Raw genomic sequence first — 14,079 nt, 5'->3', positions numbered from 1 at the left:
ACAAATCAGCAATATAGAGATCGAAACGGTTTAGTTCGTCTATCTATTGTACTTTCGAGCGTTGGGAATCGAATGATGCAAAATGCTGATTTTAAAAAATAGTCAGGGTAAGTCGGACTATTTTTCGTTCGTCCTGTTGGATGAAAATAAGATTGTAGCCGTAGGAATACAGGCTTAAAATGAATCAGTAATCGCAAAAGGAGGGGTTCAGTTGAAAATAAGTAAAAACAATGCCGAACATTACATATGGGGAGATCAATGTGATGGTTGGCGTTTGGTGAAAAATAAAGATTTGAGTATTATTCATGAGCGTATGCCCGGGAATACACACGAGGTCAGACATTATCACCATCATGCACGCCAATTCTTCTTTATTTTATCAGGTACAGCCATACTTGAAGTGGATGGTGAACGAAGTTTGACAAGCATGTATTAGTACCGTATAGTGCTAAATATGATGAAAAAAAATAAAACGACGAATCGGGATGTTGTTCTGCACACTGCCACTTCATTGTTCCTGACCCAAGGCTATCATACGACAAGTATGGATGAAATCGTGGCTGTAAGCAACGTATCCAAAACGAACATTTACTACTATTTTAAAAGTAAGGAAGAGTTGCTTTCAGCCATTCTGGATCAACTGATTCAAACATATAACGAGATGATTTATGAGGTTGTTTCGCGTAAGGATCAGTCTGTTCAGGAACGATTTGAAATCCTTCTTCAACTGCTGACACAACAAGAGACAGATTGTTTGGGCGGCTGTCCATTTATTACTCTTTATACGCAGATGCCCCAGGGTAATCCCTTGTTTCGGGATAAAGTTAGCCAATTTTTCCAAAGCCAAATCACCACCGTAGAGATGTTGCTGAACGAGGGAATGAAGAAATCAGAGATTCAGACTGAACTCCCTGCCAGGTCGACTGCCCAATTCATCGTCTCGGCCATTGAGGGGGCACTTTTTCTGCAACATGCAAGCCAGGACCCGAGCATACTAGAAAATTTAAAATTTACTTTAGCGTTTCTGCTAAAGTGATTTTTTTTAATCATCACTAGCACTGATTGGTACTAAAAATATAGAAGGCAGGCTATATTCATGGCACATATTTTCATCACGGGTGGCACAGGGTTTATTGGAATGCATACGCTACGACAGCTTTCCAGGGAGGAACATACCATTACCGTCCTTGTTCGTTCGCAGCAGAAGTGGGAACGAATGTGCAGGCAGATGGGTTTGGAGACAGTGTGGCATACCGGGAAATTAACGCCGGTTATTGGTGATTTAAGCATACCCGCTTTGAGGCTGAATCCTTCTGACAGAAAGCGGGTTGAGACCGCAGATGTGGTGATTCACGCAGGAGGTCCGATGGATATTTTGCTGGGAGAGGAGGAAGCGAGGGCGGCTTTTCTACAAGCGGCAGAAGAAATGCTAACTTTGGCTGCATCTGTTGCAGCCTGTATTGCATACCGCTCCACCTAGATATAGGAGTGCACGAATTACGGAGAGTGTGCTGGGCAGGATCAGCGAGCCAGGCTTGCAAAAGCAATTGCTTTTGCAGACATGTTATGAGAGCTTGGGAGATATCCGCCAGCATACGTTACGTATGTTCTTGAAGAAATGCGTTCCCCGCGCGTAAGAAAGACGACTGCGGAAACGCTGGCAATGTTAACAAAGTCCGATAGCTTCCAGTTGGCCCCGGAGATATTCGAGACAATATACAAGGAGAAGGTTTCGATTCAGTGGGGGGTGAAGGATCAGATCTATAAGCTGCCTGAACAATTTCATAGCTTGCACACTCTGTATATTCCGGCAGCCCATCATTTTCCAATCTCGCAACCGGAACGAACAGCGCACTGGCTAAAGCAGCATATGGGGCAGAACAATATTAGGGCGTAAAAAGAACCAGTCAAGCACGTATAAACCAAGTGTAGGTCAGGAGTGTGAATTAGGCATTCAAACCGATGCAGCTACAGGGGAAAGGGATGTGCCCGAAAGGTAGTGCTCGGCGCGCTTTCCATGGCCAAACAACGGGGATGATCAGAGCCGGCTGGAAGTGCTGGTCCGATAATATAGGATCGACATCCATCAGCCTTATGAAGTGCCAAAGAACCACAGTGAAAATGGTCGAAATGACGATTTTTAGTGTGGTTTTTTTATTCTATTTTAGGAATTAAAAGCAGTTTTTGTCCAAATTCCGGTCTGAAATGTCCATGGAATCAGGATATTTATTCCATATAATAAGGAGGTGAATTAATTGAAAATGATTATCAATATCAAAGGAGCGATCGAGTTGCCAAAATCTACTACTGCTATCTCGCAAAACACCCGTTATCTGGAGAGCCGGGCTGCACGGGAATCCAATGCCAGATCCTACCCCCGCCGTATCCCCATTGCCATCGCCGAAGCAGAGGGCATTCATATCAAGGATGTGGATGGAAAAATTTATTACAATTGCCTGGCCGGGGGCTTATGATCGGGGTGGAAATTGTGGATGACCGACAGCCTGTAGATCAGTTGGGACATCATCCGGCCCATAAGCAGCGGGCCTCTCGAATACAGCAGGAATGCCTGAAACGTGGACTCATATTGGAGGTGGGGGGAAGACATTCCGCCGTGATGCGCTTTTTACCGCCGCTGATTGTGACGGAGCGCCAAATCGACGGCATTTTCCTCATTTTTAATGAAGCGGTGCATGTGGCCTATGTCGGGTTGCAGCACGGTCATGGTTAAGCAGGCCCAGTGATGAACATACGTGCTGTGCCCGAGCGGTGGAAGGTCGTCATCACGGTGATGCTCGGCACCTTTACGGTTTTGCTGAATAACAGTTCGCTCAACCCGGCGATTCCGTCCTTCATTAAAGTATTTCATACGAACGCTGCTACGGCGAGCTGGCTCATCACTATTTTTCTAATCACGATGGGTATGACGATGCCTTTAACCGGGTATCTGGCAGATCGTTTTGGAAAAAAGAAAGTATATCTGAGCGGACTTGCGCTCTTTGTCACAGGTTCCTTGCTCGGCTCGTTATCGTGGGGGCTTACCACTGTCATCCTCTGTCGGGGACTGCAAGGGATGGCAGGTGGGCTGATGATTCCGTTATCGCTGGCGCTGATTTTTGAAGCCTTTCCCAAGGAGGAACGCGGCAAGGTGACGGGAATCTGGGGGATTGCGATTATGGCGGCTCCGATGCTCGGGCCTACGGTGGGAGGAATCGTGCTGTCTCTAAGCAGCTGGCAGGTGCTTTTCCTCATTAATGTGCCAACCGGACTGCTGGGATTGCTGCTGGGGATGCGTTATTTAACAGCTGCACGTAGCAATCCGTCGCGTACCTTTGACAGCAGCGGATTTATAACGGTCACGTTGGGTGTGGGGTTCATTCTGTTTGCGCTGGGCAGAACAACGACAACTGCGGATCTGATTGCCCCGCTGCATATTCTGCTGTTCCTTGCAGGCGCGGTTTTGCTGGTTCTGTTCGTGCGAATGGAGCTGGTGAAGAAACAGCCGCTGCTGAATGTGCAAATTTTCAAAATACCGACCTACAGCTTAAGCGTCATCGTGGCGAGTGTACAGGCGATTGCGATGTTCGGCAGCATTTTTCTGGTTCCGATGCTGGTTCAAAATGTGTATGGCTATGACGCCATGATGACAGGATTTGTGTTTTTGCCCTCCGCTATATGTACAGGGTGGTTTGTCACGATAGCGGGCAAGCAATTAGATCGCAAAGGGCCAAAAGGAATGATCAGCACGGGACTTATCATCACATGTGCCGCTACGGCGATGCTCGGTATGCTCCAGATGAATTCACCGCTGTGGACGATCTTCGTCCTCATGATGCTGCGGGGAATTGGGCTGGGTCTGTCGAATATGCCTGCCACAACGGCCGGGCTGAATGCGATTCCCGATGAACTGGTAGCCCAAGGCTCGGCAATGAATAATGTGATGCGCAGACTGACCTCTTCGCTTGGAATGGTTGTGATTTCGATTTATTTTGAAGTTCGCAAGGCTCAGCTTCTGGCGGGGGGCTATTCGGTGGAAACAGGAACGCTGCAAGCGATCAGGGAAGGCTTTATCGGGATGAGTATATTGATTTTACTCACGATTCCCGCCGCTTTTTTCCTGAAGACGCCTGACTTCCTTCGTAAAAATGGAGCGCGTCGTACATCCAGTGATACCCCGGAAGCGAAAGCGTCTGCGGCTACACCCAAGGTTTGAACAGGAAGGGAGAGAAAGAGTATACATGCTGACACAATCAACGGAGGTTTCCACTATCGCTGGAGAGCTGTCCAAAAGCAGGATCTGGGCGGAGCAAGCGACACTGCGGGCCTTGGTCAACAGCTATCTGCGGGAAACACAACAATTTGACCCGAGAATGAATACGGAAGCATCGGAAATAAGGGTGATTCTGCCCCAAATCGGGCTGAAAATTACAGGAACTCTACACCATTTCTCTGCAACTGGCCAACATGTGTATGGGAGTGCTTGGTACGAGGCAGAAGAAGGTGGGACTCACAGGCCCCTAAAGATGGATGGAGTTATACAAAGGCTGCTGGATGAGATGAGCTATCACGCCAAGCCCGAGCAAAGGGAAGCAGAGCAGCAAAAGATGAAACAGCGTATTCGTAACAGTGTGCACAAAATGACGCTCTTTATGGATCACCATACGAAGATTACAGGCGAGAGCAAGCCAAAGTCTTTCTCAAGTACAGAAGCCCACCTGACGTATGTACGTTCGGAGCAGTCTTTGCTGATCGGACACCCTTTTCATCCTTTTCCGAAAAGCACGGAGGGTTTTGCCGATTATGAGCTTCCGTTATACAGTCCCGAGATGGGGGCGGCGTTTCCGCTGTATTATTTCGCGGTTCATGAGGATAACGTGCAGGAGGAATGGATTGGTGAAGAGCATCGCAGGGATGCCATTGACCCGTCTGTGCGGCTCCATGCTCGGCGTCAATGGGGAGAGGAGTTGGCGCGATATCGCATTTTGCCCATGCATCCATGGCAGGCCGAGCGGGTGTTGCGGCAATCTCACATTCAAAGTTTGATGCGTCAGCGGGTTTTGATTCCATTGGGCGCGCTAGGTCCTGTCATTTATCCGACTTCTTCGATACGAACAGTATGGGATTTGAAAACCGGAAACGGCTATAAGCTGCCGCTCCATGTGCGGATTACCAATCTTGTGCGTGACAATACACAGGAGCAGGCTCGGCGTACTTTGGATGCTGCAAAGGTCATTCATGAGCTTTCAGCCGACTGGTCGTCCCATATCCAATCCGAGTCCTTCAAGGTGCTGACAGAAACGGGATACAGCCGCGTATGCTTCCAGCCGAATGAGGTAGCGAAGCGAACGGAGAATCCAGAGTCTGCTAAGGATGCAGGGCTTTCACAGGTCACCACGAGTGATGCAAAGTATGACGCAGGACATGAGTATAGTCCGGCAGCAACAGAACGAGAAACAGCGACGATTCACGAGCTGGAGCAATTGTCTGACCAGTTTACGGTTCTTTATCGACCGATGGACCTGAACCCTGAATCTACCTATGTAGTGGCTTCCTTGCTGGAGTCGTCGCCGGGTGAACAGGAGCCGCGGCTTATCGGGGTGATTCGGGACAATTACCCGAGTAAAAACGGAGAACGACCTGACCTGTTAGCTTGGCTGGAGCGGTATCTTCACATATCCATGGTGCCTATGCTGCGTTTGCTTGCGGTGAAAGGTATCGCCTTCGAAGCCCATGTACAAAATTCGCTTCTATCCCTACAGGACGGATGGCCGGAATGCTACTATGTGCGGGATTTGGAGGGCGTAAGTATTGTGCGTGAACAGGCCGAGGCAGCCGGATGGGTGGGTTCACTGATTGCTGAGGACAGTCCCGTATTGTACGGCGCAGAAGAGCCGTGGATGCGTACCCGTTATTATTTCTTTGTTAATCATTTGGGGGCATTGATTCATGCCCTTGCGGTTCATGATCAGCATAGTGAGCAGGAGTGTTGGAGGGTGGTACGCAAGGTATTGGAGCAATTACGGAAACAAGATGCTGGTTCTTGCCCCCGTCTAGCCGCCTATATCCAGGATTTATTGACCGCACCTACACTGCCTGCCAAAGCCAATTTTACAAGCTGCTTTCAATCCAGAGGGGATGCGCCTTCGTTTATCCCGATCCCTAATCCAATTCATTTTCGTGAGGTGACTTCATGTCTGTAACTAATATTTCGGACCATAACTTTTCCACAAGCAGCCTTTCTACAGCTCCCGCCAGCAACGCTTCGACCACTCAACGCTTTATTCAGGCGCTCCGCTCGGATACCTTTACGCAGGTAGAGCAGCGTATTATCCGTCAACTGATTCAGGCATTGCTGTATGAAGAAATTTTGCCCTATGACACGCATAGCGATTCCGTGAATAACGGCGAACCATATTTTATATTGTCCGGCAAAGACATTACAGATCGCACCGTCCAATACCGTTCTGTCGGAAAACAGATGAACAGCTTTGGGCGCATTCGGCTGGTTCCTGTTCCAATCATACGAGTGGGGACAGACGGAAGCGAGACGACAGCCACGCTGGCGGATTTTGCAAATGAAGTCCTCAGCGCCGCACAGCAGGGTGAACGACTTCAGCGCTTCATCGAGGAATTGGAGCAAACTCTACTCAAGGATGTACAGGCGCAAACCTCTTTCACAGCGCCATTTCTGGCGGATGAACAGCGTCGATATGATGAGCTGGAAGGCAATTTGGGAGACGGGCATCCCTACCATCCATGCTACAAATCCAGAATCGGCTTTACGCTGGCAGATAATGAACTGTATGGTCCCGAGTTCAAGCAGCCGCTCCACCCTGTTTGGCTGGCTATCGCCAAGAGCCATAGTCGGGCAGGGCAGTCGCAGGCGATTGAGTATGAAGCATTTATTCGCCAAGAGCTGGGAGAAAGCGAAGTCGCACGCTTCCAAGCCTTGTTAACCAGCTACGGTCAGCAACCGGAGGCCTATCGCTTCATGCCTGTCCACCCGTGGCAATGGCAGCAGGTCATTTTGCCCCGGTTTCATCAAGAGCTGGCAAATCAGCGGATCGTGTGGCTCGGTGAAGCGAGCGATGTGTACCAGGCGCAGCAGTCGATCCGCACATTGTCCAACCGAACGACACCGGAGCACGCGTATGTGAAGCTTTCGCTCAGCATTACGAATACCTCGACCAGCCGGATCATGGCTGGGCATACGGTGCTGAACGGAGCGCTTATCACGGACTGGCTGCATGGGTTACTGGAGCACGATGAATATGCCGCACAGCAGGGATTCTTTGTTTTGCGTGAGGTTTTGGGTATCACGTATGACTATGAGCAGCTTCCCGAATATCGTCAGGCGAAAACCTACGGCTCATTGGGGACGGTCTGGCGGGAAAGCATCCATGGCTATTTGCAGCCGGATGAGGATGCGATTCCTTTTAACGGAATATGTTATGTGCAAAAAAACGGGGTACCGCTTATTGATCCGTGGGTACAGCAATTCGGCGTAGAGGAATGGACCCGGCGTGTGCTGGAGGCCACGATATCGCCGATTATTCATATGCTGTATGCGCATGGAATTGGCATGGAATCCCACGGTCAGAATATCATTTTGATCCACCGGAACGGGCAACCAACACGGGTGGCGCTTAAGGATTTTCATGATGGTGTCCGGTTTTCTGTGAAGCATCTGACAGAGCCGGAGAAATGCCCCGATCTTCATCCTGAGCCGCCAAGTCATGCCCGGATTAACCGCAATTCGTTTATTAAAACGAGCAACCCGGACGATGTACGCGACTTTTCTTACGATGCTTTTTTCTTTATTGCAGCCGCCGAGCTGGCGATGTTCCTGGCCGAACATTATCAGCTAGACGAGCAGCGTTTTTGGGAGATGTCTGCACAGGTCATTCATGATTATCAGCGCCAGCATCCTCAGCATAAGAAGCGATTCCGTCTATTTGATTTGTTTGCCCCGACCGTACAGATTGAAGAATTGATGAAAAGACGTCTGCTTGGGGATGAGGACCTTCATTTCAAGCCGGGAATGAACCCGCTGTATGTGCACCGGGAGCCGACATGTTGACTGTAAATCGGCTTCAGGAGAAGCTGCGGACAGGACAGGAGGTCGTTGGCCTCATCGCTTCCATTCCGGCGGCGCTTACGGTCGAAATGATCGGACATGCCGGATATGATTTTGTGATCATTGATATGGAGCATGTCATGGTCAATCCCGAGACGGTGGAGCATATGATCCGTGCTGCGGAAGCCGCACAAATCACGCCCTTGGTGCGTGTGCCCGAGGTCGATGCCAAGGAAATATTGCGTGTGCTGGATAGCGGAGCACAGGGAATTGTCGTTCCGCATGTGGAGAGCAGGGAGCAGATGGAGATGCTGGTTCAGGCTGCTAAATACAGCCCGGAGGGCAAGCGAAGCCTGAACAGCGGCAGACCTGCCGCATTTGGCAAAGGAAATCTGGTGGACTACATGAATCAGGCCAATGAACAGATTATGCTGGTGCCCATGATTGAGAGCGGATTGGGTGTCGAGCGCGTTGCGGATATTTTGTCTGTACCGGGCATTGGCATGGTGCTGGAAGGAGCAGCGGATTTGTCCCAATCGTACGGGGTGCCGTGGCAGACCGATGCAACGATTGTACAGGAGGGGCTACAGCGGGTCTTTGAAGCTTCACGGGAAGCAGGTATTCCGTACTGTGCCATTCCACGCAGGGACGGGGAATACAACGCATGGGTGGAAAAAGGGGTTCATGCCTTCGTGCTGGGTGATGAGCGGGGAATTGCTTTTCGCGCCTTGCAAAAAAGAAGGTCTGACCTACGCTAGCTCTCAACATAAAGGAGGAAGAAGATGAGTCAGCTTGTTACAGCATTATCTGGAGGAAAGATCGCTCCGTATGTGGAAAAGCTTATCCAGCAAACACGGGAGCGAGAGCAGCAGCCGATATGCGCATATATATATGATCTGGGCGCACTGAGAGAACGGGCACAACGTTGTGTGAGCAGCTTGCCCGACGATTGCAGTTTGTTTTACGCGGTCAAAGCCAATCCCGATCCTCAATTGATCGCCAGTCTGATTCCCATCGTAAAGGGTTTCGAAGCTGCATCTATTGGAGAAATTCGGACCATTCGCGAAGTGTCAGCCGACGTGCCGATTATTTTTGGAGGTCCGGGGAAAAAGGATGCTGAAATTGAGGAAGCGCTAGAGCGGAAAGTGATGCTGATTCACGCCGAGAGTTTGCATGAGTTGCGGCGTATCGGCTGGATTGCCGAACGCAGACAACAGCGTGTATCTATTTTGCTGCGTATTAATTTGCGACGTACCTTGCCGGAGACGAGCATCACGATGTCTGGTCGTCCCACTCAGTTTGGTATCGACGAAATTCAGGTGCCGGAAGCGATCCGACTCCTCCAAAGCCTTCCGTATGTGCATTTGGAGGGCTTCCATATGCATTCCCTGTCCAACAATTTGGATGCCCGGCTGCATGCTCGCATGGTCGCTACGTATTTGCAGTGTGTGCAGGGCTGGATTCAGGAGCATGAGTTATCCATCCGCTATCTGAACGCGGGCGGCGGCTTTGGCATTTCGTATACCGATCTGGAGCGCAGGTTCGAATGGGATGATTTTATGGAGGAATTGCATCAAGTATGGGAGGAATACCACATTCCCGGCATCCAGCTCATTTTTGAGTCCGGGCGCTATATGGTGGCGCACTGCGGGTATTATGCGGCAGAAGTGATCGACCTCAAAACGAATCATGACCAGCATTACGCCATTATTCGCGGGGGAACCCATCATTTTCGATTGCCAGTGTCATGGCAGCATAATCAGCCGTTTGAGGTGGTTGCTGTTGACGATTGGCGTTATCCTTTTCCGCGCACAGAGCGGCGACAAACAGCGGTGACCATCGCGGGTGAGCTTTGTACCCCCAAGGATGTGCTGGCCCATGAAGTGTATGTGGAGCATTTGCGAATTGGGGATGTTCTGCTATTCCATATTGCGGGAGCCTATGGCTGGACGATTTCCCACCATGATTTTCTCAGCCATCCACATCCACATTTTTACTATATAAACTGAGAGTTACCTATAGCGCCACTACGCAGACGGCTGGTGCTTCCCATCGCCCCAGCCCCCGGATTTCTAAAATAAAGCCTATGATCAGGGTCGAAATCAGTCAAAGCAGCACTAACATGAAGGAGGAATGAATCCATATGAAGTACACAACAAGCACGACCCCGGTGCTTTCATCCGAAGAAACAACGCTTTTGCAGAAGAAAAAGCAGGCTGAAAACCATGTCATGCAGGATCTCATCAATACATTGCTGGCGGAAGGATTTTGGGAGCATGCCGATATTGAACTGTTGTCTATTTCGCAATGGCAAAGCTACTATACTACCGTCCATCCTGAATTAGGCGAGCTATTTACTTTTGCCGATCCTGAAGCTATTGCGGATCCAAAAGGGGAAACCTCTCCAAACGGTCGTTCTATAAGCCTTTACCGCTGGTGGGTGGATCGGGAACAGCAGCACAGTCTCATTTTTCCCGTACAAGCTGCGGTGGTTCAACCCTATCGCTATCTACAGTCGAGTGGTGTGTATGAAATTCGGCGGTGGTCAGAGGCTGGTGGGTTTGGTGCAGAATTGCTTCACCCCGTATCGCTGATGCAGCATGTGATTGAGGGATGTCTGGATGAAGAATACCGCCAACAGGAGGGAGTGGGAAGGTTTGTCCAGCTACTGGAGCAAACGATTGAACAGACCACATGGTCGCTGGATAGCGGACTGACGGATGAAAATATACTGGAGAAATCGCCCTCGGAGGCTTTTCAACGTTTGGAGCAGTATTCTTCGCTGCGTGATCGTCCGTTTCACCCCGCATCCAAGGCCAAAACGGGCTTGAACGAGGAGGACTATCGCAAATATATCGCTGAATTTGGGCAAGACATCACGCTGAGCTGGGTGGCGCTCCGAAAGGATGCGGTGATGACCGGAGTGGGAATCGCACAAGGGCCTCATTTTACGGGCACAGAAACAGAAACAGTAGCAGATGCAGTCGAATCGGACACACAGCGTCCATACGATGGACAGCAGCCGGACGACCTTCTTCTGTCCATCTCCGAGCGTCAGCTAGTAGAGCAGGAAATGCAGGAACGCGGATTAGCAGCGGATTATATTGCAATCCCCGTTCACCCGTGGCAGCTCACGTATATGCTACCCCGGCATTTACATACCGAGCAGGTGGACAAAGTATGGATTCCACTGGAAGTGAAGGCCGGAGCTTTTCAGGCAACCTCGTCTGTGCGCTCCCTGTCTCCCAGAGATGGCGGGCAGAATTATGTCAAGCTGCCGCTGGGCGTGTTTTCATTGGGGGCATCCCGCTATCTTCCTGCGGTGAAGCTGATTAACGGAGATCGCGGACAAGCCATGTTGCAGCAAGCCAAGACGCGTGACCCGCAGCTTCAGGAACGCTTATTTTTATGCGATGAAGGCTCCTGGTGGGCCTATATGCCGGAAAATGGCAGCCTGTATGATGATCCACCCCGGCACTTGGCAGCGATGGCGCGGATTTATCCGCATGAATTGATCCATGATCCTGCTGTTCGCCTGATTCCCATGTCTGCGTTGGCCGCAAGCCAGCACCATTTTTTCCGGGAATGGGCGGCTGAGCGCGGACTTCCGGACACGGCAGAATCGGTAAAACAACTGTTCGGTGAAGTGTGCTCGACATTTTTTGAAATCATGCTGCGCTTGTATCGGATCGGGCTCATGCCTGAAATCCATGGACAAAACTGTGTGCTGGTTTGGAAAAATGGAAAGATCGAGCACATTTTGCTACGTGACCATGACTCGGTGCGTCTGCATCTGCCCTGGCTGAAAGAGCAGGGGATTGCCGATCCTGAATACCAAATCCGGCCCGGCTATTCCAACAGTCTGTACAATGAAACACCGAAGAAATTGCTGTTCTACCTGCAAACCCTTGGTATTCAAGTCAACCTGTACGCCATTATAGATACTCTTTCCGATGTTCATGGTATAGACGAGTCCACTTTATGGTCTGTATTAAGGCATCAATTGGAAGAAGCGATTCATCGCGTGCCTTTCAAGGCTGCCGTTCGTCAGGAAATCGAGCATATTTTATTTGAAAAGCCGGACTGGCCGCTCAAGCTGCTGGTTAAACCTTTGCTGGAGCAGTCCGGCGTACCCGGCAGCATGCCATCTGGTCAAAGCCGTATACAGAACCCGTTTCATCATTTATAAGCTTGAGCGCAATTCCATTTTGCAAAATCCGACCCAGTCTATATATAATGAAAAGAGTTCTCATAGAATCGAGAATAATTATCGATATATAGAAAGGCTGGGAGCCATGAATACGCAGGATCAATCCTTTATTTCATTTCTTTATAAACTGCAAGATATTCAGCATGTGTGCTCTGGTCGCTCTTCCTCCCGGCAAGAAACGTCTTTTCATACCTTGTTATTATTCAATGAAGGCGAAGGGGATATAGTCATTGATGGAATGACGTATCCTCTTTACCGTCAAAAGGGCTTTATGCTCGCTCCCGGCGCAGCCATGAAGCTCCATATGTTGTCCGGCGCTCCAGCGGATTATTACATCATCCGTTTTCTTGCATTACAGCCGTCCGGGGAGCCGGACCGTTACATACCCGCACCAGCGATTGGACCGCATGAATGGATCATTTCCCACTTTCGTTTTGTGATGGATATGGTCGAGGAGATCAAGAGGAAGCATCATTGTAATAGTGTGTGGGACCAAATGAAGGCCAACATTGTATTTCAGGAAATGCTAATGTCCTTGTTTCAGCATACCAGCCGTGATCAGAAGCCCGATGTGCAGCAGGCGGTGACGCTGACCCTCCATTATATGGAGCAACACTATGCTTCCGATATTACGCGGGACAAGCTGTCGGAGCTGGCAGGGATGAGTGCTGATTATTATTCGCGTATGTTCAAAAAATTGATTGGCAAAAGCCCGATGGAATATTTGACGGACATTCGTATCAATCATGCGAAGCAGGCGCTGGTGCTTACCCGTGATTCCTTCCGATCTATTGCTCACGGTGCCGGTTTTAGCGATGAGTTCTATTTTAGCCGCAAATTTAAAGCTGCGACAGGACGCTCTCCCTCAGCTTATGTGAATACAATCCGGTATTCGGATAAAATTGCTTCGCTCAAGCATCTGTTAACTGGACATTTGGTTGCGCTGGGCATTGAGCCGTACGCGGCGGTCATCAACAAGGCTTATCCTGTCACCGAAGGCTTCCGCAATACCATTTCGGTGGGTGAGGTACAGCCCGATCTGGAGAGGCTGATGTCAGCCCGACCTGATCTGATTTTAACCTGTGAATTCAGGGATTTTGAGAAGTCGAAAAAGGAAAAAATGTACGAGCAGATTGCGCCCACCGTCACCGTACCCTTTTTCCAAAACTGGCGTACTCATTTTCAGTCGATTGCCCGGATCGTCGGCAAGGATACGGAAGCGGTGGAATGGCTGGAGCGATATGAAACGAAAGCAGAAACGATTTCCCGAAAGCTCAGGCAAAAGCTCGGCGGGGAGAGTGTGCTAATCGTGGGAGTGGGGAACCAGAAAATGTGTGTGTATGGACAGCGGAATGTGGGAACGGTGCTATACGGGGATTTAAAGCTGGCTATGCCTGCGGGAGTGGAGGCTATTGCCCATTACCGTGAGGTGACGGTGGACGATCTGGCTGAATATGATGCGGATCGCATCATACTGACGTGTTTCCGCCATTATGGAAATGCCTGTGAAGAACAAACGATTCAGCAAGAATGTCTGGCACTGTGGCGCTCTCCTGAATGGCAGAAACTAAAGGCGGTGCAAAGCGGAGCAGTCCACCATATGTGCGATAGCCGACATCTGTATACATGCTATACTTCGTTGTCCCACGACCTGTTATTGGACAAAACAGTCACGCTGTTATTGTCTGATTCGTCCAAATAAAGAACGCTAACGTCCATGTTCATCATAGCCCCCCTCCCTATAATTAATAATGAGAATCAATATCATCATTGGCGATCTAAATAGGGGGAA

12 protein-coding genes and 1 pseudogene are annotated in these 14,079 nt (G+C 49.8%); all 13 read left to right on the top strand.

The genetic code is table 11. From position 1 onward, the window contains the following. Nucleotides 1-211: 211 nt before the first annotated feature. Nucleotides 212-415 (top strand): annotated as a pseudogene (locus QD47_RS16425) (cupin domain-containing protein); the annotation flags it as partial. Between the two features lie 39 nt (nt 416-454). Continuing rightward, nucleotides 455-1,036, top strand: coding sequence for a TetR/AcrR family transcriptional regulator (locus QD47_RS16420; protein WP_235332285.1), 582 nt, complete (start codon nt 455-457; stop codon nt 1,034-1,036). Between the two features lie 60 nt (nt 1,037-1,096). After that, nucleotides 1,097-1,480 (top strand): SDR family oxidoreductase, encoded by a 384-nt coding sequence (locus QD47_RS33235; protein WP_044647159.1) that lies wholly within the window; start codon nt 1,097-1,099, stop codon nt 1,478-1,480. Between the two features lie 183 nt (nt 1,481-1,663). Next, a complete protein-coding gene (locus QD47_RS33230; RefSeq protein WP_044647158.1) occupies nt 1,664-1,897 on the top strand; it encodes a hypothetical protein in 234 nt (77 codons plus the stop codon). Nucleotides 1,898-2,255: 358 nt separating this feature from the next. Beyond that, nucleotides 2,256-2,474: a hypothetical protein gene (locus QD47_RS16405; protein ID WP_044647157.1), complete on the top strand. Its 219-nt coding sequence runs from the start codon at nt 2,256-2,258 to the stop codon at nt 2,472-2,474. 5 nt (nt 2,475-2,479) lie between these two features. Continuing rightward, nucleotides 2,480-2,731: a hypothetical protein gene (locus QD47_RS16400; RefSeq protein WP_235332284.1), complete on the top strand. Its 252-nt coding sequence runs from the start codon at nt 2,480-2,482 to the stop codon at nt 2,729-2,731. Nucleotides 2,732-2,743: 12 nt separating this feature from the next. After that, nucleotides 2,744-4,213, top strand: coding sequence for an MDR family MFS transporter (locus tag QD47_RS16395; protein WP_044647155.1), 1,470 nt, complete (start codon nt 2,744-2,746; stop codon nt 4,211-4,213). A gap of 25 nt (nt 4,214-4,238) precedes the next feature. Further along, on the top strand, nt 4,239-6,200 hold the full coding sequence (locus QD47_RS16390) for an IucA/IucC family protein (RefSeq protein ID WP_044647154.1): 1,962 nt from the start codon (nt 4,239-4,241) through the stop codon (nt 6,198-6,200). Next, the gene (locus QD47_RS16385) at nt 6,191-8,080 is read left to right on the top strand and encodes an IucA/IucC family protein (protein ID WP_044647153.1); all 1,890 of its coding nucleotides are present in this window, start codon (nt 6,191-6,193) and stop codon (nt 8,078-8,080) included. The genes QD47_RS16390 and QD47_RS16385 overlap by 10 nt, the downstream gene beginning before the upstream one ends. Then, nucleotides 8,074-8,835, top strand: a complete 762-nt coding sequence (locus QD47_RS16380; protein ID WP_044647152.1) for an HpcH/HpaI aldolase family protein — start codon at nt 8,074-8,076, stop codon at nt 8,833-8,835. The genes QD47_RS16385 and QD47_RS16380 overlap by 7 nt, the downstream gene beginning before the upstream one ends. A 24-nt stretch (nt 8,836-8,859) precedes the next feature. Continuing rightward, entirely contained in the window at nt 8,860-10,086 is a 1,227-nt protein-coding gene (locus tag QD47_RS16375; protein WP_044647151.1) for a type III PLP-dependent enzyme, read from the top strand. 134 nt (nt 10,087-10,220) lie between these two features. Beyond that, entirely contained in the window at nt 10,221-12,266 is a 2,046-nt protein-coding gene (locus QD47_RS16370; RefSeq protein WP_052646785.1) for an IucA/IucC family protein, read from the top strand. A 106-nt stretch (nt 12,267-12,372) separates the two neighbouring features. Next, complete coding sequence (locus tag QD47_RS16365) at nt 12,373-13,989, top strand: AraC family transcriptional regulator (protein WP_044647150.1); 1,617 nt, start codon at nt 12,373-12,375, stop codon at nt 13,987-13,989. Nucleotides 13,990-14,079 lie beyond the last annotated feature (90 nt).

This window comes from Paenibacillus terrae, from assembly GCF_000943545.1.
Classification (GTDB): Bacteria; Bacillota; Bacilli; order Paenibacillales; family Paenibacillaceae; genus Paenibacillus; species Paenibacillus terrae_A.
Note: the sequence above shows the minus strand (reverse complement) of the source record. Positions and strands in the feature narration are given on the sequence as shown.